The 19,848-nt window shown below is 73.4% G+C and carries 18 protein-coding genes and 1 riboswitch; of the genes, 7 read left to right on the top strand and 11 right to left on the bottom strand.

All coding sequences use genetic code 11. The annotated features are described in order from the left end of the window. The first annotated feature begins 124 nt into the window (after positions 1–124). Positions 125–607 (top strand): ATP-binding protein, encoded by a 483-nt coding sequence (locus IEZ05_RS22065; protein WP_189231925.1) that lies wholly within the window; start codon positions 125–127, stop codon positions 605–607. Here the strand turns inward: IEZ05_RS22065 and IEZ05_RS22060 are convergent. The 10 genes from IEZ05_RS22060 to IEZ05_RS22015 form a co-directional block, all read right to left on the bottom strand. After that, the gene (locus tag IEZ05_RS22060) at positions 564–2,006 is read right to left on the bottom strand and encodes an amino acid permease (protein WP_189231924.1); all 1,443 of its coding nucleotides are present in this window, start codon (positions 2,004–2,006) and stop codon (positions 564–566) included. The genes IEZ05_RS22065 and IEZ05_RS22060 overlap by 44 nt on opposite strands. Positions 2,007–2,108: 102 nt before the next feature. Then, on the bottom strand, positions 2,109–3,116 hold the full coding sequence (argF, locus tag IEZ05_RS22055) for an ornithine carbamoyltransferase (RefSeq protein ID WP_189231923.1): 1,008 nt from the start codon (positions 3,114–3,116) through the stop codon (positions 2,109–2,111). Between the two features lie 100 nt (positions 3,117–3,216). Further along, positions 3,217–4,440, bottom strand: a complete 1,224-nt coding sequence (locus tag IEZ05_RS22050) for an arginine deiminase (protein ID WP_189231922.1) — start codon at positions 4,438–4,440, stop codon at positions 3,217–3,219. 311 nt (positions 4,441–4,751) lie between these two features. Continuing rightward, positions 4,752–7,337: a polynucleotide kinase-phosphatase gene (locus IEZ05_RS22045; protein WP_189231921.1), complete on the bottom strand. Its 2,586-nt coding sequence runs from the start codon at positions 7,335–7,337 to the stop codon at positions 4,752–4,754. Beyond that, on the bottom strand, positions 7,334–8,857 hold the full coding sequence (locus IEZ05_RS22040) for a 3' terminal RNA ribose 2'-O-methyltransferase Hen1 (protein ID WP_189231920.1): 1,524 nt from the start codon (positions 8,855–8,857) through the stop codon (positions 7,334–7,336). Before IEZ05_RS22040 ends, IEZ05_RS22045 begins: the two co-directional genes overlap by 4 nt. A 149-nt stretch (positions 8,858–9,006) precedes the next feature. Continuing rightward, positions 9,007–9,930 carry an LLM class F420-dependent oxidoreductase gene (locus IEZ05_RS22035; RefSeq protein ID WP_189231919.1) on the bottom strand — a complete coding sequence of 308 codons (924 nt, stop codon included), beginning with the start codon at positions 9,928–9,930 and terminating at the stop codon, positions 9,007–9,009. 78 nt (positions 9,931–10,008) lie between these two features. Beyond that, positions 10,009–10,479: a DUF6099 family protein gene (locus IEZ05_RS22030; protein ID WP_189231918.1), complete on the bottom strand. Its 471-nt coding sequence runs from the start codon at positions 10,477–10,479 to the stop codon at positions 10,009–10,011. Between the two features lie 177 nt (positions 10,480–10,656). Beyond that, entirely contained in the window at positions 10,657–11,010 is a 354-nt protein-coding gene (locus IEZ05_RS22025) for a nucleotide pyrophosphohydrolase (RefSeq protein WP_189231917.1), read from the bottom strand. After that, positions 11,007–12,182, bottom strand: a complete 1,176-nt coding sequence (locus tag IEZ05_RS22020; RefSeq protein ID WP_189231916.1) for an AAA family ATPase — start codon at positions 12,180–12,182, stop codon at positions 11,007–11,009. Before IEZ05_RS22020 ends, IEZ05_RS22025 begins: the two co-directional genes overlap by 4 nt. A 150-nt stretch (positions 12,183–12,332) precedes the next feature. Next, positions 12,333–12,725 carry a cell division protein SepF gene (locus IEZ05_RS22015; RefSeq protein ID WP_225631578.1) on the bottom strand — a complete coding sequence of 131 codons (393 nt, stop codon included), beginning with the start codon at positions 12,723–12,725 and terminating at the stop codon, positions 12,333–12,335. A gap of 450 nt (positions 12,726–13,175) precedes the next feature. Here IEZ05_RS22015 and IEZ05_RS22010 point away from each other — a divergent pair, with 450 nt between their 5' ends. From IEZ05_RS22010 to IEZ05_RS21985, 6 genes are all read left to right on the top strand, one after another. After that, positions 13,176–14,570, top strand: coding sequence for a chloride channel protein (locus IEZ05_RS22010; RefSeq protein ID WP_229869801.1), 1,395 nt, complete (start codon positions 13,176–13,178; stop codon positions 14,568–14,570). A gap of 59 nt (positions 14,571–14,629) precedes the next feature. After that, positions 14,630–15,163 (top strand): potassium channel family protein, encoded by a 534-nt coding sequence (locus tag IEZ05_RS22005; RefSeq protein ID WP_229869807.1) that lies wholly within the window; start codon positions 14,630–14,632, stop codon positions 15,161–15,163. 133 nt (positions 15,164–15,296) lie between these two features. After that, a riboswitch (cobalamin riboswitch) is annotated at positions 15,297–15,545 on the top strand. Between the two features lie 30 nt (positions 15,546–15,575). Further along, positions 15,576–16,271 carry an energy-coupling factor ABC transporter permease gene (locus IEZ05_RS22000; protein WP_189231914.1) on the top strand — a complete coding sequence of 232 codons (696 nt, stop codon included), beginning with the start codon at positions 15,576–15,578 and terminating at the stop codon, positions 16,269–16,271. Further along, on the top strand, positions 16,268–16,615 hold the full coding sequence (locus IEZ05_RS21995) for an energy-coupling factor ABC transporter substrate-binding protein (protein WP_189231913.1): 348 nt from the start codon (positions 16,268–16,270) through the stop codon (positions 16,613–16,615). Before IEZ05_RS22000 ends, IEZ05_RS21995 begins: the two co-directional genes overlap by 4 nt. Beyond that, the gene (gene cbiQ / locus IEZ05_RS21990) at positions 16,616–17,365 is read left to right on the top strand and encodes a cobalt ECF transporter T component CbiQ (protein ID WP_189231912.1); all 750 of its coding nucleotides are present in this window, start codon (positions 16,616–16,618) and stop codon (positions 17,363–17,365) included. Next, positions 17,362–18,210, top strand: a complete 849-nt coding sequence (locus IEZ05_RS21985; RefSeq protein ID WP_189231911.1) for an ATP-binding cassette domain-containing protein — start codon at positions 17,362–17,364, stop codon at positions 18,208–18,210. The genes cbiQ and IEZ05_RS21985 overlap by 4 nt, the downstream gene beginning before the upstream one ends. Positions 18,211–18,225: 15 nt before the next feature. Here the strand turns inward: IEZ05_RS21985 and IEZ05_RS21980 are convergent, their stop codons facing one another. Further along, positions 18,226–19,842: an MFS transporter gene (locus IEZ05_RS21980; RefSeq protein ID WP_189231910.1), complete on the bottom strand. Its 1,617-nt coding sequence runs from the start codon at positions 19,840–19,842 to the stop codon at positions 18,226–18,228. Positions 19,843–19,848 lie beyond the last annotated feature (6 nt).

The following is a 19,848-nucleotide window of genomic DNA, read 5'->3' as shown; positions in this document are numbered from 1 at the left end:
AACAGCGGGAGCGCCCGGGCGAGGGAGGACGTTCACCCGGGTAGGCCGTCCGGTACCGGGGTCGAAGGTCCCGCGTGGTGCCCGTCGAAGGGCTCTGCCGGGCGGCGCCGTACCATTCATAAGGTTGAAAGCAGGACAGGACCGCCTGCTCCGGAACGGACTCGCCGTGCACGATCGCCCCTCTGCCCCCGCCCTCTGGCGCATCGCGCTGCCGCACACCACCGCGGCCGTGCCGGTGGCCCGTGCCCTGGTGCGTACGGCGCTGGCCGAACTGGAGCACACGGCCGACAGCGACACCGCGGAGCTGCTGACGGCCGAGCTGGTCGCCAACGCCGTCGAGCACACCTCCGGCGGAGCCCCGATAGAGCTGGTGGTGGAGCTGCTGCCGACCGGCTGCCAGGTCGAGGTGCACGACCCCGACCCGCGACCGCCGGGCGACCTCACGCGCCCGGACACGGAGCCGCCCGACCCCTGGCAGGAGCACGGGCGCGGTCTGCTGCTGATCCGCGCCCTCAGCTCCTCCTGCGGTCACCGCCCCACCGACTCCGGCAAGGCGGTCTGGTTCAGGCTTCCTGGGGTACCCGCTCAGCGGCGTCCTCCGCGGTGAGCGGGGTCCGGGCGAGCCGGGAGTGCCGGCGCCCGTAGGCCGAGTAGACCAGCAGGCCGACCGCGAGGAACACGGCGAACTGGAGCCAGGTCGTCGCGCCCGTCTCGTAGATCAGGTAGAGGCAGAAGCCGACGCCGAGCAGCGGTGTCACCGGGTACAGCGGGACGCGGAAGGTGCGGGCGAGGCCCGGCTCGCGGCGGCGCAGGGCGATCACCGCGATGTTGACGGCGGCCATCGTGGCCAGCGTGCCGATGGTGCACAGGTTGACCACCGCGTCCAGCGGGGCGAAGGCGGCCGGGAGCGCGAAGACGACGCCGACGATCAGGGTGCCGGCGACGGGCGTGGCCGTGCGCGGCGAGACCTTCTCGAACACCGGCGGGACGAGCCCGTCGCGGGACATGGACAGCAGGATGCGGGTCTGGCCGTACATCACGGCGAGCACCACCGAGGCGATGGCCACGACCGCGCCGAAGGCGACGATGCCGCCGCCGATCGTGGAGCCGGTGACCTCGTTGACGACGTAGGACAGCGCCGCGGGCCGGTCGCCGACCGTGTCGCCGCCGACGGCGCCGATCGCGGCGACGGCGACCGCGCAGTACAGCAGGGTGACCAGGCCGATGCAGACCAGGATCGCGATGGGGATGTCGCGGCGCGGGTTCTTGGCCTCCTCACCGGCGGTGGTGATGGCGTCGAAGCCGATGTACGAGAAGAAGGCGGCCGTGGTGCCGGCGCCGATGCCGCCGAGGCCGGCCGGGGAGAACGGGGTGAGGTTGCCGTCCTCGAAGGCGACGAAGCCGATGGCGCAGAAGGCGACCAGGACGGCGAGCTTGAGGACGGCCATCGCCGCGGTGGCCCGGGCGCTCTCGCGCACGCCCCGCACCAGCAGCACGCAGGCCAGGGCGATGACGATCACCGCGGGGAGGTTGATCAGGCCGCCGTCGCCGGGACCGGCGGAGAGCGTGTGCGGCAGCTGGAGGCCGACGACGCTCTCCAGCAGCTCGTTGACGTACTGGCTCCAGCCGACCGCGACCGCGGACACGGACACGCCGTACTCCAGCAGGAGGCACCAGCCGACCAGGAAGGCGGTGCGCTCGCCGAGACCGGCGTAGGCGAAGGAGTACGACGATCCGGACACGGGGATCGCGCCGCCCAGCTCGGCGAACGCGAACGCGGTGAAGACGCAGGTGATCGCGGCGAGCACGAAGGAGACGACGACGGCCGGGCCGGCTTCGGCGACCGAGTCGGACAGGCCGACGAAGATGCCGGTGCCGACGATGGCGCCGACGCCGAAGCAGACGAGCTGGAACAGCCCCATGGTGCGCTTCAGGCCGTGGCCTTCGCGGTCGGCGCCGGATTCGGCGACGAGGAGTCGGGGCGACTTGATGCGGTGAGCGGGCATTGCGGGTGGTGCTCGTTTCTGGTGGTGCGGGGCGCGACGGTGGTCGCGGTCGGCGGCGCGGAAGGGGTGGCTCCGGGCCGCCGGTCAGCTTATCGGTGCTGCTCAGGCGAGGGTGGCGACCAGGACGGCCTTGATGGTGTGCAGGCGGTTCTCCGCCTCGTCGAAGACGATCGAGTGCGCGGACTCGAAGACCTCGTCCGTGACCTCGAGGGAGTCGAGGCCATGGGCGTCGAAGATCTCCTGGCCGACCTTGGTGCCCAGGTCGTGGAAGGCCGGCAGGCAGTGCAGGAACTTCACGTCCGGGTTGCCGGTGGCGCGCAGGACGTCCATGGTCACCGCGTACGGGGACAGCGCGGCGATCCGCTCGGCCCAGACGTCCTTGGGCTCGCCCATGGAGACCCAGACGTCCGTGACGACGAAGTCGGCGCCGCGGACGCCCTCGTCCACGACCTCGGTGAGGGTGACGCGCGCCCCGCTCGCCTCGGCGAGCTTGTGGGCCTCCTCGACGACCTCCTGGGCGGGCCAGTAGGCCTTCGGGGCGACGATGCGCACGTCCATGCCGAGCAGGGCGCCGGTGACCAGGTAGGAGTTGCCCATGTTGAAGCGGGCGTCGCCGAGGTAGGCGAAGGAGATCTCCGACAGGGGCCCCGCGCTGTGCTCGGTCATGGTGAGCACGTCGGCGAGCATCTGGGTGGGGTGCCAGTCGTCGGTGAGACCGTTGTACACGGGCACTCCGGCATGGGCGGCCAGCTCCTCGACCTTCTGCTGGCTGTCGCCGCGGTACTCGATGCCGTCGAACATCCGCCCGAGCACACGGGCGGTGTCCTTGACCGACTCCTTGTGGCCGATCTGCGAGCCCGACGGGTCGAGGTACGTGGTCGAGGCGCCCTGGTCGGCGGCGGCGACCTCGAAGGCGCAGCGGGTGCGCGTGGAGGTCTTCTCGAAGATCAGCGCGATGTTCCTGCCCCGCAGGTACGGTGTCTCGCTCCCGGCCTTCTTGGCGGCCTTCAGCTCCGCGGCCAGCTCGACCAGGCCGCGGAACTCGTCCGCGGTGAAGTCGGTCTCCTTGAGGAAGTGGCGGCCGGCGAGGGCGGTCGGGACTGTCGCCATGGGGGCGCTCCAGAGGTACAGGGACAGGGACTCCTGGAAGTCTATACGAAGTTCTGAATTTATATACGGACCTGCCTTTCCGAGGACTCCGGACGCCCCTCTAGACGGCCGCGCGTTCCACCGGACAGCTCATGCAGCGCGGCCCGCCCCGTCCCCGGCCCAGCTCGCTGCCCGGGATCTCGATCACCTCGATGCCCTGCTTGCGCAGGTGCGTGTTGGTGGTGGAGTTGCGCTCGTAGGCGACGACGACGCCCGGCTCGACGGCCAGGACGTTGCAGCCGTCGTCCCACTGCTCGCGTTCGGCCGCGTGGACGTCCTGCGTCGCGGTCAGGACGCGGATCTCGCCCAGTCCGAGCGCGGCGGCGATCGCGCGGTGCATGTGCTCGGGCGGGTGGTCGGTGACCTTCAGCTCCTTCTCGCCCACGCCCGGTTCGATGGTGTAGGAGCGGAGCATGCCGAGCCCGGCGTACTGGGTGAAGGTGTCGCCGTCGACCATCGTCATCACGGTGTCGAGGTGCATGACGGCCCGCCGCTTGGGCATGTCGAGGGCCACGATGGTGCGGGCCGAGCCGGCCGCGAACAGCTTGTGCGCGAGCATCTCGACGGCCTGGGGCGTGGTCCGCTCGCTCATGCCGATGAGCACGGCGCCGTTGCCGATGACCAGCACGTCCCCGCCCTCGATGGTGGAGGGGTAGTCGGCCTGGCCCTCGGACCACAGCGGAAACGTCTCGTCGCGGAAGAGCGGATGGTGCCGGTAGATCGCCTCGAAGTGGACCGTCTCGCGCTGCCGTGCCGGCCAGCGCATGGCGTTGATCGAGACGCCGTCGTAGATCCAGGCCGAGGTGTCGCGGGTGAACAGGTGGTTGGGCAGCGGGCCGAGCAGGAAGTCGTCCAGCTCCATCACGTGGAAGCGCACGGAGGTCGGCTCCGTGTGGGCGTCCAGGAACTCCCGCTTGGTCATGCCGCCGACCAGGGCCTCGGCCAGCTCGCGGGCGGGCAGGGTCTCGAAGGCGGCCCGGAGGTGGTCGGTGGCCAGCACTCCGTACTCCTTCTCGTCGAAGACCCGGTCCAGGACGAGCCGCCGGGCCGCCGGCACGTCCAGGGTCTCGGCGAGCAGGTCACCGAAGAGGTGCACCTCGACTCCGCGGTCGCGGAGCACGTCGGCGAACCCGTCGTGCTCGGCGCGCGCCCGGCGCACCCAGAGCACGTCGTCGAAGAGAAGGGCGTCCTTGTTGCTGGGGGTGAGCCTTTTGAGCTCGAGATCCGGCCGGTGCAGGATGACGCGGCTGAGCCGCCCGGCCTCGGAGTCGACGTGGAATCCCATGCCTCCATCCTGACCATTCGGGCGCGCGTTCACCCCCCGCTTGCGCGGACCCGTGCGCGACGCCGGTCCGGGCGGGGTGCCTCGGGCGCCGGGAGGCCCGGAGCGGGCACACCGGTGCCGGGCGCACCGCCGTGCCGTGCACCGGGGCCGCCGCGCGCTCCCGCGCGGCCGGGCGGCCGGTCAGCAGCGGCAGCGGCTGGGTGAGCCGCGTCGTGGTGGGGGCCATGAACACCGGTACCGGGGGCCGTACACCCGCTGACCGCCGGGCGCGGCGGGCGGGCGGCCCGCCGTCGCCCGCCCGCCGCCCGGATTCACAGCCGCGGGTCCACCGGCTCCGACTCCAGCGCCAGGACGCCGAAGACCGCCTCGTGCACCCGCCACAGGGGTTCGCCGTCCGCGAGCCGGTCCAGGGCCTCCAGGCCGAGGGCGTACTCGCGGATCGCCAGGGACCGCTTGTGGTTCAGGAACCGCTGCCGCAGCCGGACCAGGTTGTCGGGACGCGTGTACTCGGGACCGTAGATGATCCGCAGGTACTCGCGGCCCCGGCACTTGATGCCGGGCTGCACCAGGCGGCCCTTGTCTCCCCCGCTCTCGGCTTCGCTCGATCGGGAGGACCCCCACCGCACGAGGGCGCCGACAGGCTTGACGACCATGCCCTCGCCGCCCCGGCCGGTCATCTCCAGCCACCAGTCGATGCCCGCCCGCACCGACTCGGGGTCGCCGGTGTCGACGTACAGCCGCCGGGTGGTCTGGAGCAGGCCGCTGCCGTCGTGCTCGACGAGCCGGTCGATGAGGGCGAGCTGCTCGTCGTGCGGCAGGGCGGCCAGGCTGCGGCCCTGGGCGGCGAGTATCTGGAACGGGGCCAGGCGGACGCCGTCCAGGCCGTCGGTGGTCCAGCAGTAACGGCGGTAGGCGTCGGTGAACGCGGCCGCGTCGGCGGACCGGGCGCGCTGGCGGTCCAGCAGCCCGGCGACGTCGACGCCCCGTGCCGCGGCGCCCTCCAGGGCGGCCAGCGCGCCGGGGAACACCGCGCCGGAGGCAGCGCCCACGGCGGCGTACTGGGAACGCAGCAGCCCGGAGGCCTTCAGCGACCACGGCATCAGCTCGGCGTCCAGCAGCAGCCAGTCGGTGGACAGCTCGTCCCACAGGCCGGCCTCGCCGATCGCCGTGCGCAGCCGGTCGAGGACCGCCTCGGTGAGGGACGCGTCGTCGAGGAAGGGGCGGCCGGTGCGGGTGTAGAGGGACCCGGTGGGGCCGTCCACGCCGAAGCGGCGGCGCGCCGCCTCCGCGTCGCGGCACACCAGGGCGACGGCCCGGGAGCCCATGTGCTTCTCCTCGCACACGACCCGCGCCACCCCGTCGGCCGCGTACTGCGCGAACGCCTCCTTCGGGTGCTCCAGGTAGCCGTCCACCGCCGAGGTGGCGGTCGGCGCCATGGTCGGCGGGAGGTACGGCAGCAGCCGGGGGTCGGTCGCGAAGCGGCTCATGACCTCCAGGGCCGCCGCGCCGTTCTCCTCCCGTACGGTGATGCGGCCCGCGTGCCGGGTCTCCACCACCCGGCGGCCCTGAACGTCCGCCAGGTCCAGCGGCCGGCCGTCGTGCCCGCCGGGCGCCTCGGTGCGCAGCGGCTTCGCCGGCTCGTACCAGACCCGCTCGGCGGGTACGTCGACCAGCTCGCGCTCCGGCCAGCGCAGCGCGGTGAGCCTGCCGCCGAAGACGGCGCCGGTGTCCAGGCAGATGGTGTTGTTGAGCCAGGTGGCCTCGGGGACGGGGGTGTGGCCGTAGACGACGGCCGCGCGGCCCCGGTAGTCCTCGGCCCACGGGTAGCGCACCGGCAGCCCGAACTCGTCGGTCTCGCCGGTGGTGTCGCCGTAGAGGGCGTGGCTGCGGACCCGGCCGGAGGTGCGGCCGTGGTACTTCTCGGGCAGGCCGGCGTGGCAGACCACGAGCCGGCCGCCGTCGAGGACGTAGTGGCTGACCAGGCCGTCGATGAACTCCCGCACCTCGGCGCGGAACTCCTCGCTCTCGCCGTCCATCTGCTCGATGGTCTCGGCGAGTCCGTGGGTGTGCTGGACCTTGCGGCCCTTGAGGTGGCGGCCGTACTTGTTCTCGTGGTTGCCGGGCACGCACAGCGCGTTGCCCGCCTTCACCATCGCCATGACGCGGCGCAGTACGCCGGGGCTGTCCGGGCCGCGGTCGACGAGGTCGCCGACGAAGACGGCGGTGCGGCCCTCGGGGTGGACGCCGTCGGTGTAGCCGAGCTTGCCGAGCAGGGTCTCCAGCTCGGCGGCGCAGCCGTGGACGTCGCCGATGATGTCGAAGGGGCCGGTGAGGTGGGTCAGGTCGTTGAACCGCTTCTCGGTGACGACGGTGGCGTGCTCGATCTCCTCGACGCCGCGCAGGACGTGCACCTTGCGGAAGCCCTCGCGCTCCAGGTGGCGCAGGGAGCGGCGGAGTTCGCGGGTGTGGCGCTGGATGACCCGGCGGGGCATGTCGGCCCGGTCGGTGCGGACGGCGTTGCGCTCGGCGCAGACCTGCTCGGGCACGTCGAGGACGATGGCGATCGGCAGGACGTCGTGCTGCCTGGCCAGGTCGATCAGCTGGCGCCGGGCGTCCTGCTGCACGTTCGTCGCGTCCACGACGGTGCGGCGGCCGGCGGCGAGCCGCTTGCCCGCGATGTAGTGCAGGACGTCGAAGGCGTCCCGGCTCGCGCTCTGGTCGTTCTCGTCGTCCGCGACCAGCCCCCGGCAGAAGTCGGAGGAGATGACCTCGGTGGGCGTGAAGTGGCGGCGGGCGAAGGTGGACTTGCCGGAGCCCGAGGCGCCGATCAGCACGACGAGGGAGAGGTCGGTGACGGGCAGGGCGCGGGCCCGCACGGTGGTGTCGGTGGTGGTCATGCGGCCTTCGCCTCCTTCTCGTTCGCGGTCTTCGGGTCGTCGGTCTGCGGCCCGTCCCCGGTCTTCGGGTCGCTCGCGGCCAGGGTGAACACGGCCATCTGCGTGGGCGGGCCCACCTCGGGGTCGTCGGGTCCGACGGGGCGGAACTCCACGCCGTAGCCGTGCCGTTCGGCGACCGCCCGCGCCCAGGTGCGGAATTCCTCGCGGGTCCACTCGAAGCGGTGGTCGCGGTGGCGTACATGGCCGGCCGGGAGGGTCTCCCAGCGCACGTTGTACTCCACGTTCGGCGTGGTGACGACGACGGTGCGGGGGCGGGCCGAGCCGAAGACGGCGTACTCCAGCGCGGGCAGCCTCGGCAGGTCGAGGTGCTCGATCACCTCGCTGAGCACGGCGGCGTCGTAGCCCTTGAGGCGCTTGTCGGTGTAGGCGAGGGAGCCCTGGAAGAGGCGCACGCGGGCGGCCTGCCGCTCGCCCATGCGGTCCAGCTTCAGCCGGCGGGAGGCGATGGTCAGCGCGCGCACGGACACGTCCACACCGGCGATCTCGGTGAACCGCGGGTCCTTGAGCAGCTCGCGCACCAAGTGCCCCTCGCCGCAGCCGAGGTCGAGGACGCGGGCGGCGCCGCCGTCCCGGAGCGCGGTGAGGATCGCCTCGCGGCGCTGCACGGCGAGCGGGGTGGGCTTCTCCTCGGTCTCCGGGGCCACCTCCTGCGCCACGGCGTTGTCGATCTCCTCGACGACGCTGTCGTCGGTCTCGGCCAGCCGGACGAGCTCCAGCCGCTCCATCGCCTCACGCGTCAGCGACCAGCGGCGGGACAGGAACCGGTTGGTGATGAGCCGGACCTCGGGGTGGTGGTACAGCCAGGCTCCGCCGGCCCGCATCAGCTTGTCCACCTCGTCCGGGGCGACCCAGTAGTGCTTGGCGTCGTCCAGCACCGGGAGGAGGACGTACAGGTGGCGCAGCGCGTCGGAGAGGGTGAGGGTGTCCGCCTCCAGCGTCAGCCGCACGTACCGGGAGTCCCCCCACTCGGGGAACGCGGTGTCCAGCGGGACGGCCTCCACGGTCACGGCCCAGCCGAGCGGCTCGAACAGACGCCGTACGAGGTCGGGGCCGCCGCGGGCGGGCAGCACGGGCACCTCGACACGTAGCGGGAGCGGCTCGGCGGCACGCTCGGGGCGGGCCTTGCACACGCCGCGCAGCGCGCTGGAGAAGACGTTGCTCAGGGCCACGGCGAGGAGGGAGGAGGCCGCGTAGGGCCGGTCGTTGACGTACTGCGCGAGTGCCGCGTCGGGGGCGCCGCCCCGGCCCTTGCCCTTGCCGCGCCGGACCAGGGCCACCGTGTCCACCTCCAGCAGGAGCGCCGCCGTGCAGCGCTGTTCCTCCGCCTCTGGGTAGAGCACGTGGGCCGTGCCGAAGGAGGTGGAGAACGCCTGCGCCTTGTCGGGATGCTTGTGCAGCAGGAAGCCGAGGTCGGTCGCGGGGCGCTCGGGGGTGCCGGTGGTGGTGATGGTCAGGAACATGCGGAGGGCCTCTCCGGCTTGGACGGACACAACTGCGCCGTCGTACGCGAAAGCCCCCAGGAGTGGTGATCCTGGGGGCTCGGCAGGACGACGGTCACACCATCGCACAGGGCGGCCGGCCGGCGCCTTCGTTTATCGCGGGGGCGCGGTCAGGACAGCTGCGCCTGCACCTGGGAGGAGATCAGCTCCAGGTGGTCCAGGTCGTCGAGGTCGAGGACCTGGAGGTAGATCCGCTGGGCGCCGGCGGCGGCGTAGCGGCCGATCTTGTCGACGACCTCGGCCGGGGAGCCCGCCAGGCCGTTGGCCTTCAGCTCGTCGACCTCGCGGCCGATCACCGCGGCCCGGCGGGCGACCTCGGCGTCGTCCTTGCCGACGCAGACGACCAGGGCGTTGGAGTAGGTCAGCGCGTCGGCGCCGCGGCCGGCCTCCTCGGCGGCGGCCCGCACCCGGGCGAACTGGCGCTCGGTGTCCTCGATCGAGGCGAACGGGATGTTGAACTCGTCGGCGTACTGTGCGGCGAGACGCGGGGTGCGGGTGGCTCCGTGGCCGCCGATGAGCACGGGGACCTTCGCCTGGGCGGGCTTGGGCAGCGCGGGCGAGTCGGTGAGGTCGTAGAACTTGCCGTGGAAGTCGAAGGTCTTGCCGGCCTCCGTGGCCCACAGGCCGGTGACGATGGCCAGCTGCTCCTCGAGGCGGGCGAACTTCTCCTTCGGGAAGGGGATGCCGTACGCCTTGTGCTCCTCCTCGAACCAGCCGGCACCCAGGCCCAGCTCGACGCGGCCGCCGGACATCCGGTCGACCTGGGCGACCTGGATGGCGAGCACGCCGGGCAGCCGGAAGGTGCCGGCCGTCATGAGCGTGCCGAGCCGGATGCGCTTGGTCTCGCGGGCGAGGCCGGCGAGGGTGATCCACGCGTCGGTGGGGCCGGGGAGCCCGTCCACGGACCCCATGGCGAGATAGTGGTCGCTGCGGAAGAAGGCGTCGAAACCGAGGTCCTCGGTCGCCTTCGCGACGGTGAGCAACGTGTCGTAGGTGGCCCCCTGCTGGGGCTCGGTGAAGATACGGAGATCCATGCCGTCCATCCTGCCCGGTCGGGCGGCGTCCGCCGGACAGGCTCCCGCGTGCCACGGCGCGCGGGGCGGCCCCTCGGGCTATCCCGCCTCCCGCTCCGGTAACGACGCGTCCCGGTCCGCCAGTCTGCGCAGCATCTCCAGGACCCGGTCCCGCGACTCGTCCGCCGCGTCGATGGCCTCCATGCACTGCCAGTACGTGCCCTCGTCCTCCACCGTGCAGGCGATGCCGACGAGGGCGATGCCGATCTCGCCGAGGAGCGTGCCGAGGCACATCAGGGCCTGGCGGGCGTCACCCAGCTCGGTGAGCTGGGCGGCGCGCAGCTCACCCGGGGCCAGGTCCGGGGTGCGCAGCACTCCGCAGCCGCGGCCCGCCAGTTCGGTCAGTCCCAGGGCCTCGCCGCGCAGTTCGGGTGGTCCGTGGACCGCCAGCCGGCTGCCGATCGCCTGGGCGAGCGCCTGCGCCTGCCACACCTCCGTCAGGATCTCCGGCACCTCGCCGCCGGCCGCCAGGGCACGCCCGCTCGTCACGATGAGCCGCACCGCGTCCATGCGCTGCCCCCGTCTGTCCGACGCGCCTGCGGCGCGTCCGCCCGAACTCCGTTGCTCACTACCCAGAGTGAAGGCGTGTGGGGCGAAAAGCTATAGCTAGGCAGAAATATTCGGACAACAAAGGGGTCAAGGGACGAGATGTGGATGCGGAGAGTAATACCGGAGCGTACGGCTCCCCTATTCTCCGCTCCCGCCGCGCGCGGGGAAGCGGGACTCGTTGCGGTCGATCTTCGCGTCCAGCGCGGCGAGGGGATCGATGCCGAGCACCTCGCAGAACTGGAGCAGATACGCCAGGACGTCGGCGACCTCGTCCCGGACGCGGTGCGCGGACTCGGGGTCGTCCATGACGCGGGCCGACTGCTCGGGCGTCAGCCACTGGAAGATCTCGACGAGTTCGGAGGCCTCCACGCTGAGGGCGGCGACCAGGTTCTTCGGGGTGTGGTACGGCTGCCAGTTCCGTGCGGCGGCGAACTCGGCCAGTCTGCGCTGCAACGCCGCCAGGTCCGGGGCGGGCCGGGGGTGATCGGTCACGGGCTCAGGTGTACCACCGTGACGCCCGGTGCCGCCGTCCAGGAGGCGTCCGCGACGGCGCCGACGAGGCGGATGTGCCCGCGGTCGCACATCCGGGCCGCCAGCCGGAGCAGTTCGGCGCGCTGACGCACGTCCAGGCCGCGGTCGAGGCCGTCGGCGAGGACGGTGAGCGCCTGCAGCGCGGCGGGCACCTCGCCTGCCGGGTCGACCTCCAGGACGCCGGGGCCGGTGAAGAGCACGAGCGCGAGGGCGAGGTAGCGCAGCTCGCCGTAGCCGAGGCGCGGGAGGCCCGTGCGGATGCCGTCGCCCCGGTCCAGCAGCGCGCGGACCGCCCCGCCGACGAGCGGTTCGGCCAGGACGTCCTCGACGGGGCCCGCGCATCCGGCGCGTACGGCGGTGACGAACTGGGCGTGCCGCCGGCCGCACTCGGCACGGGTGCGCCACAGCACGTCGGCGAGGTTGTCGCAGCCGCCGAGCAGCCGGCCGGATCCGGTGGGCACGGGCTCGCGCATCCTCGCGGGGCGCGGGTCGCAGGCGAAGACGGAGCGCAGGGCGACCACCGTCTGCTCGGCCGCCGCCAGCACCCTGCGCTGCCCGTCGGTCTTGCCCGCCACGCGCAGCGGCAGCAGCGGGGTGCCGAGCCGGTCGTCGGGCAGCGGAGCGCGTGTGACCGGCGCCGACCCGGCCGTGTGCCAGGCGGCCTGCACGGTTCGCCGGCCGGGGTCGCGCAGGGCGGTCTGCAGCAGGACGAGTCCGCCGGCCGTCAGCCGCTCCCCCACGATGCGCAGTTCGGGCTCCGCCTGCACGGCCACGTCGAGGCGTACCGGGCCCTCGGGTCCGTCGACCGTGCAGCCGATGCGGAAGCCGCGGCGCCGCTGGGCGTCGGGCCGGGCCCGCTCGGGGACGCAGGCGGCCGGGTCGGGGAAGACCGTGCCGAGCTCCGCGCCGCCGCCGAGCCGGGCGAGCGCCTCGTACGCCCGCAGGGCGCTGGTCTTGCCGCAGCCGCTGGGCCCGGCGAGCAGGGTGAGGGGCGCGAGCGGAATCCGGGCACGCCGGTGCCGGGCGAACGCGGACAGCCGCAGTTCCGTGACGCGCGGTCGGTCCGGGTGCGCAGGGACGGGGACGGCGGACGCCGTCGACGGGGACGCCGTCGACGCGGGTGACACGGCCATGTCCGGACCGTAGGGCTCCGGATTCCGGGCGAACCGTTCCGCCCGGGCGACGTTCCCACGATCGGGGGACGGGCCCGTCAGGCCGGGAGCGCATGTCACACGTCGGGGTCCGCAGGACCCTCGCCGCACCGGCTCCCGGCCCGGGGGCCGTCACATCCCGGGAACCCCGGCCGCGTCCTCCATCAGGCCGTTCACCTCGGTCCCCGACGGGGTCAGCAGGAACACGTTGCGGTCGACCCGGTGCATGCCGCTGGCCAGACCGAAGACGACACCCGTGCTGAAGTCCAGGACGCGCTTGGCGACCTCGGTCTCGGCGTTGGTCAGGTCCAGGAGCACCGGGATACCGGCCATCAGGGTCTCGGCGACCTCGCGGGCGTCCGCGAAGACGTTGACCCGCAGGACGACGAAGCGCCGCCGTGCCTCCGTCTCCGCCTCCGGCATCGCGCGATGGCCGACCGACGACGGCCAGGCGTCGCGCCCGCGCAACGGAACGACCTGGGCGAGCCCTTCCCACTGTTCATCGGTGACGTCGTAGCTGTTCACCGGCTCCCCCGATTCCACTCGCCTTCAATGCGTGCACCAGCCAATTCTTACGTCAACTCACCCGTTCGGCCCAACAGCGACACGGTTCGCACCCTTCCCGGCGCTCACCGCCACCCCGAGGTCGCCGTGACCCGCGACGGGTACCCGGACAGGACGAGCGGGCACGCGCGCCCGCCGATGCCGGTGAAGCCCGGGGCGGGACGAGCCCGTTGGCCGCGGTTTGGCGCACAGGGGGCCGGGCGGGGCCGGGCCGCCCGGGGTCGCTACGCCCGGAGGGCGGCTCGTGGCATGCGGGCCCTCGCCGCCTCGCGTTTACTGAAGCACACACGATGCACGCGCGACGGGCCGTCGGTCCGCGCCGGGAGGTGGGCGGACCATGGGAGGGCCCGTGACGACTCAGCCCCTGCCGCCGCTCGCCGTGCCCGTGCCGGGTTCGCGCCGGACGGGCCCGTGACGGCGCCCGAGAGCCCGTCGGCCGCACCGGCGAACGCCGTCCCGGCCCGGGCCGAGCAGTCCCTGCGGCGCACCCTGCTCAGCCCCGGCTACCTGCTGCTGTTGCTGCTGTGCGTGCTGCTCGGCGTTCCCATCGCGCTCGCCTGCTTCTTCTTCGTAGGCCTCCAGCACGAGCTCCAGCACTGGGTGTGGACGTCGCTGCCGGAGGCCGCCGGTTACGGCACCCCGCCCTGGTGGTGGCCGTTGCCCGCGCTGGTGCTGGCGGGGCTGATCCTGGCGCCGATCGTGACCCGGATGCCGGGCGCCGGAGGGCACCTGCCGGTGAACGGGCTGGGCGGCGCGCCCGTCGGGCCGAAGGCCCTGCCCGGCGCCGTCCTGGCCGCGCTGGCCACCCTGCCGCTCGGTGTGGTCCTGGGACCCGAGGCCCCCCTGATGGCCGTCGGCAGCGGGCTCGCCCTGCTCGCGGTGCGGCGGGCGGGCGCGGACGCGGATCCGAGGGCGAGCGCGATCCTCGCCACGGCCGGCTCCACCGCCGCGATCTCCACCATCCTGGGCGGCCCGGTGGCGGCGGCCGTCCTGCTCATCGAGGGGGCGGGGCTCGCCGGCGCCCGGATGGTCGCCCTGCTGCTGCCCTGTCTGCTGGCCAGCGCGACGGGCGCCCTGGTCTTCACCGGCTTCGGCAACTGGACCGGCCTGGAGATCGGGGCGCTGTCCCTGCCCGACGTGCCGCCGAGCACCGCCCCCGACGCCGGTGATTTCCTGTGGGGCATCCCGGCGGCGGCACTGATCGCGGTGCTGATCACGCTGGGCCGCGCGCTGGGCCGCCGCACCGCGACCTGGACGGGGCACCGCACGGCCGCCCGCACCGTCCTGTGCGCCACGGCGGTCGGCGTCTGCATCGCCGCGTACGCCCTGATCACCGGCCGTTCACCGGCGGAGGCGGCGCTGTCCGGGCAGGCGGCCCTCGCTCAGCTCGCCGCGCATCCGCACGCCTGGTCCGTGGGCGCGCTGGTCGCGCTCGTCGCGTGCAAGGGACTGGCGTGGGGCATCGCGCTGGGCAGTCTGCGCGGGGGTCCGATCTTCCCCTCCGTGCTGCTGGGCGCGGCGACGGCCATGGCCTGCTCGGGCCTGCCCGGCTTCGGCGTCACTCCGGCCCTGGCCCTCGGCATCTCCGCCGCCGCGGCCGCGGTGACGGGGCTGCCGCTGGCCAGTTCGGTGCTGGCGGTCCTGCTGCTGGGCAGGGACGCGCACGACCAGATGCCGCTGATCGTCGTCGCGTCGGTGGTCTCGTTCGTCGTCGCCCAGGTGGTCCGCCGGAGCCCGCCGGAGACGGAGGCGGGGAAGTCACCGGTGCGGCCGGGGCCGGACCGCGGGGCGGAGCCGGATCGGTGACCGGCCGCGGGGACGACGGCCGGGGCCGCCGGGCCGGGTTCGGCGGTTCCGGGCGTTCGGTGCGGTCCTGGCTGGTACGGGTCAGCGTGGCCGTGGGCCTGGTCACGGCCTACTTCCTGCTGCCCCTCGACCGGCTGGGTTCCGATCGCCCCGTCCTGAGCTGGCTCCTGTTCGCCCTGGCCCTGGCGGTCGTGGCCGCGCTGCTGCTGCGGCAGATCCGCCACGTCCTCACCGGCCGCACGGACACCCATCCCGGCGTGGTCATCGCCCTGCTGATCGTGCTCTCGGTCCACGTCTTCGCCGCGACCTACTACGTCCTGGCCAAGCAGCCCGGTGAGTTCACGGGGCTGCGCACCCGCGTCGACTCCCTGTACTTCACCGTCGTCACCCTCGCCACCGTCGGCTACGGGGACATCACCCCGCACGGCCAGACGGCGCGGGTCGTGGCCGTCCTGCAGATCCTGTACAGCTTCGTCTTCCTCACCGCCGCCGGCACGGCACTGGGCCAGCAGCTGCGTTCCCGGGTGGTCCGGCGCGCCGACGACAACCCCGCCCGTGACGACCCGCCACCTCGCCCTCCAGCGCAGGCGTGAGGAGATCTTCGCCACGTCGTGCGGGGACGGCGGCACCGTACGAGGGAGCGCCCGCGCGGAATGCTCCCGCGGCCACCGGCCCGGCGGGGGCCGGCCGCGGGGAGGCCCGCTTGTCACCACCCTCGTGGGCGCACTACTGTCGCCACGCCTTGGTGAACGGGAAATCCGGTGAAGTACCGGTGCGGCCCTCGCCACTGTGATCGGGAAGTCCGGCTCCAGCCCTCCAAGGGCAGCCACTGGGTCTAGGGCCCTGGCACTGCATTCCCGTCTGCCCTTCGGGCGGACGACGGGAATGCAGTGCCAGGGCCCGGTGACCCGGGAAGGCGGAGTTCGGGCGGTGGTACCCGTCAGCCAGGAGACCGGCCAAGGCGCGTCGTCCATCCACGAGGTGCTGGAGAGGGTCTGCTGAGCCATGCACATAGCCGAGGGCTTTCTGCCTCCGGCGCACGCGATCGCCTGGGGTGTCGCGTCCGCGCCGTTCGTCGTCCACGGAGTACGGTCACTCACCCGTGAGGTCAGGGAACACCCCGAGAGCACGCTGCTGCTCGGGGCGTCCGGAGCCTTCACGTTCGTGCTGTCGGCCCTGAAACTGCCCTCCGTCACCGGGAGTTGTTCGCACCCCACGGGGACCGGTCTGGGCGCCATCCTGTTCCGGCCGCCCATCATGGCGGTCCTGGGCACGATCACCCTGCTCTTCCAGGCCCTGCTGCTCGCCCACGGCGGTCTCACCACGCTCGGCGCCAACGCCTTCTCGATGGCGATCGCCGGCCCCTGGGCCGGATACGGCGCTTACCGCCTGCTGCGCCGGTACGGGGCGCCGCTGATGGTCACGGTGTTCTGCGCGGCGTTCGTCGCCGACCTGTCCACCTACTGCGTCACCAGCGTGCAGCTCGCGCTGGCCTTCCCCGACCCGAGCAGCGGATTCCTGGGCGCGCTCGGCAAGTTCGGGTCCATCTTCGCCGTCACGCAGATCCCGCTCGCGGTGAGCGAGGGCCTGCTCACGGTGGTCGTGATGCGGCTGCTGGTGCAGTCCAGCAAGAGCGAGCTGACCCGGCTGGGCGTGCTGCCGAGGGACACCGGCGAGCGTGCGGAGGCGGTCGTCCGATGAGCCGCAACACGAAGATCAACGTCCTGCTGCTGATCGCGGTGGCCGCGCTCGCGGTGCTGCCGCTGGTGCTCGGACTCGGCGACCACAAGAAGGAGCCGTTCACCGGTGCCGACGCCGAGGCGGAGACGGCGATCACGGAGATCGAACCGGACTACGAGCCGTGGTTCTCGCCGCTGTACGAGCCGCCGTCCGGGGAGATCGAGTCCGCGCTGTTCTCCCTGCAGGCGGCGCTCGGCGCGGGCGTGCTGGCCTACTACTTCGGTCTGCGCCGGGGACGCCGGCAGGGCGAGGAGCGCGCGGCCCGGGCCGCCCGCCAGGACACGCACACGCCCGAAGGGGACTGAGTGCTGCCGATCGACGCGGCGGCGCACAGCAGCCGGTGGCGCCACCGCCACCCCGTGGACAAGGCCGTGCTCGGGCTGGGCCTGACCGTGCTCGCGATCTCGCTGCCGCCCTGGCCGGGCGCGGCCCTGGTGCTGGTGGCGGCGCTGGCCGTGCTGCTCGGCCCGGCGGGTGTGCCCCGGCGGCGCCTGTGGCGGGCCTACCGGGTGCCGCTGGGGTTCTGCGTGACCGGCGCGCTGCCGCTGCTGGTGCGGGTCGGGGGCCCGGGCGGCTTCGTGGGCGCGGCGGACGGCGGTGCGGTGCGCGCCGGGGAGCTGCTGCTGCGCACGTCGGCGGCGTCCCTCGGGGTGCTGCTGTTCGCGTTCACCACGCCGATGTCCGACCTGCTGCCCCGTCTGGTGCGGGCCGGGGTGCCCGCGCCGGTGGTGGACGTGGCACTGGTGACGTACCGCATGAGCTTCCTGCTGCTGGACTCCGTGCGCCGGATCCGTGAGGCGCAGGCCGCGCGGCTGGGACACACCACCCGGGCCGCCGCCTGGCGTTCGCTCGGCGGGCTCGGCGCCACCGCGTTCGTGCGGGCCTTCGACCGGGCGACGCGGCTGCAGGCCGGGCTCGCCGGGCGCGGCTACGACGGCACGCTGCGCGTCCTGGTGCCCGAGGCCCGGGTCTCCGTGCCCTTCACGGCGGCGAGCGTCACCCTGCTGGCGGCGCTGACCGCCCTCACCTTCGTACTGGAAAGGCCGTTGTCGTGAACGAGCCCGTCGCACCTGCCCTGGTCGCCCTGCGGGACGCGTCGTTCGGGTACGAGGAGGGGCCGGTGGTGCTGAGCGGCCTGGACTTCGAGGTCCGCGAGGGGCGCGCGCTGGCACTGCTGGGCCGCAACGGCAGCGGCAAGACGACGCTGATGCGGCTGCTCAGCGGCGGACTGCGGCCGCATTCCGGGCAGTTGACGGTCGACGGGCGGCCGGTGACGTACGACCGGGCGGGGCTGACGCGGTTGCGGACCACCGTGCAGCTGGTGGTGCAGGACCCGGACGACCAGTTGTTCGCCGCGTCCGTCGCCCAGGACGTGTCGTTCGGACCGTTGAACCTGGGGCTGCCGGATCCGGAGGTCCGCTCCCGGGTCGAGGAGGCGCTCGCCGCGCTGGACATCGCCGCGCTGGCCGACCGGCCCACGCATCTGCTGTCGTACGGGCAGCGCAAGCGGACCGCGATCGCCGGTGCGGTCGCGATGCGTCCCCGGGTGCTGATCCTCGACGAGCCGACCGCCGGGCTCGACCCGGACGGGCAGGAGCGGCTGCTCGACACCCTCGACCGGCTGCGGACGGGCGGCACGACGGTGGTGATGGCCACGCACGACGTGGATCTCGCCCTGCGCTGGTCCGACGACGCCGCCCTGCTCACCCCCTCCGGGGTGCACACCGGCCCCACGGCGCCGACGCTGGCCCGCGCCGACCTGCTCGGTCTGGCGGGGCTGCGGCTGCCGTGGGGCGTGGCGGCGGCGCGGCTGCTGTGCGCCCGGGGACTGCTGGCGGACCCGGCCGAGGGGCCGCGCACGGCGGAGGACCTGGCGGCCCTGGCCGCACCGGCCGACTGACCGGCCCGGCGCCGGTCAGCTCGTGGAGTCGCTGTACTCCGCGTCCCGCGCGGGCGCCGGCTCGTCCTCGGTCCGGTGCTGTGCGGCGGCGCGGCGGCCGGGCAGGACGGCGAGGACGATCACGGTGCCGGCGGCCATGATGATCCCGCCGATCAGGCTGGTCGTGGCGACGCCGTGGGCGAACGCCTCGTGGACGGCGTCGGCCAGGGCCTGGGCCTGCTGCGGTCCGGCCGACGGCGACTTCGCGATCTGTTCGGCGACCGCGAGCCCGCCGCCGACGGAGTCCTGGGCGGTGTCCAGGGCGGCGGCCGGGAGCCGGCCTCCCACCAGGTCGGCCAGTTCGTCGCGGTAGGCGGTGCCGAGCAGGGAGCCGAGGACGGCGATGCCGAGCGAGCCGCCGAGTTCCAGCGCGGTGTCGTTGGCGCCGCCGCCGACACCCAGTTCGCTCTCCGGGAAGGAGCCCATGATGGTGTCGGTGGCCGGGGAGACGCTGAGGCCGATCGCGAGACCGAGCAACAGCATCGGGGCCAGGAAGCCGGAGTACGTCGAGCCCTTGTCGACGAGGACGAGCAGGAAGACGCCGACGGTGCCGATCACCATGCCGGACCCGATCATGGCCTTGACGCCCAGCTTCGGGGTCAGCCGCCCGGTCACGGCGGCGCCGACGAACACGGCCCCGGCCAGCGGCAGCAGCCGTACGCCGGTCTCCAGGGCGCCGTAGCCGAGGACGAACTGCAGGAACTGCGTGGAGTAGTAGATGGCGCCGTAGGTGCCGAAGAAGAAGAACAGCACGGCCAGCATCGAGCCGCTGAACGGCCGCTGGAGGAACCTGCGCACGTCCAGCATGGGGTGCGGGTGGCGCAGCTCCCAGGCCACGAAGGCCACCAGCCCGACACCGGCGACGACGGCCGCGGTGACCGGGCCCGCGCCCCAGCCGAAGTGGGGGCCCTCGATGGTCGCGTAGACCAGGCTGCCGACGGAGACGATGGAGAGCAGACCGCCCACGTAGTCGATGCGGCCCATGCCGGCCGCGCGGGACGGCGGGACGAGGAGCAGCGCGCCGATGACGGCGAGGACCGCGACGGGGACGTTGACCAGGAACGTCGAGCCCCAGGCGTGGTCGCCGAGCAGCCAGCCGGCCACCAGCGGGCCGACGGCGATGGCGAGTCCGGACGTGGCGGTCCAGGCCGTGATGGCGCGGGCCCGCTCACCCCTCGGGAAGATCGCGACGAGCAGGGACAGCGTGGCCGGCATGACGACGGCGGCGCCGACGCCCATGACCGCGCGGGCCGCGATGACCAGCCCGGTCTCGTCGACCAGGCTGCCCATCACCGAACCGCCGGCGAAGATCACCAGGCCGGTGACCAGGGCGCCGCGACGGCTGTACTTGTCGCCGATCGCGCCCAGCACCAGCATCAGCGCGGCGTAGGGGACGGTGTAGCCGTCGATGACCCACTGCAGGTCGCTGCTGCTCAGGCCCAGGTCGGTGGTCATGGCCGGGGCGGCCACGATCAGGGACGTGTTGGCCATGACGACGATCAGCAGGCTCAGGCACAGCACGATCAGGGCCCACCAGCGCCGTGGGTACGGCCCGGTCATCTTCTCGACGGGTGTGGTGGCCAGTAGGGGCATGGGGGC

This window comes from Streptomyces flaveolus (assembly GCF_014648815.1).
Lineage (GTDB): Bacteria > Actinomycetota > Actinomycetes > Streptomycetales > Streptomycetaceae > Streptomyces > Streptomyces flaveolus.
The sequence above is the reverse complement of the archived record's forward strand: the minus strand, read 5'-3'. Positions and strand labels throughout refer to the sequence as shown.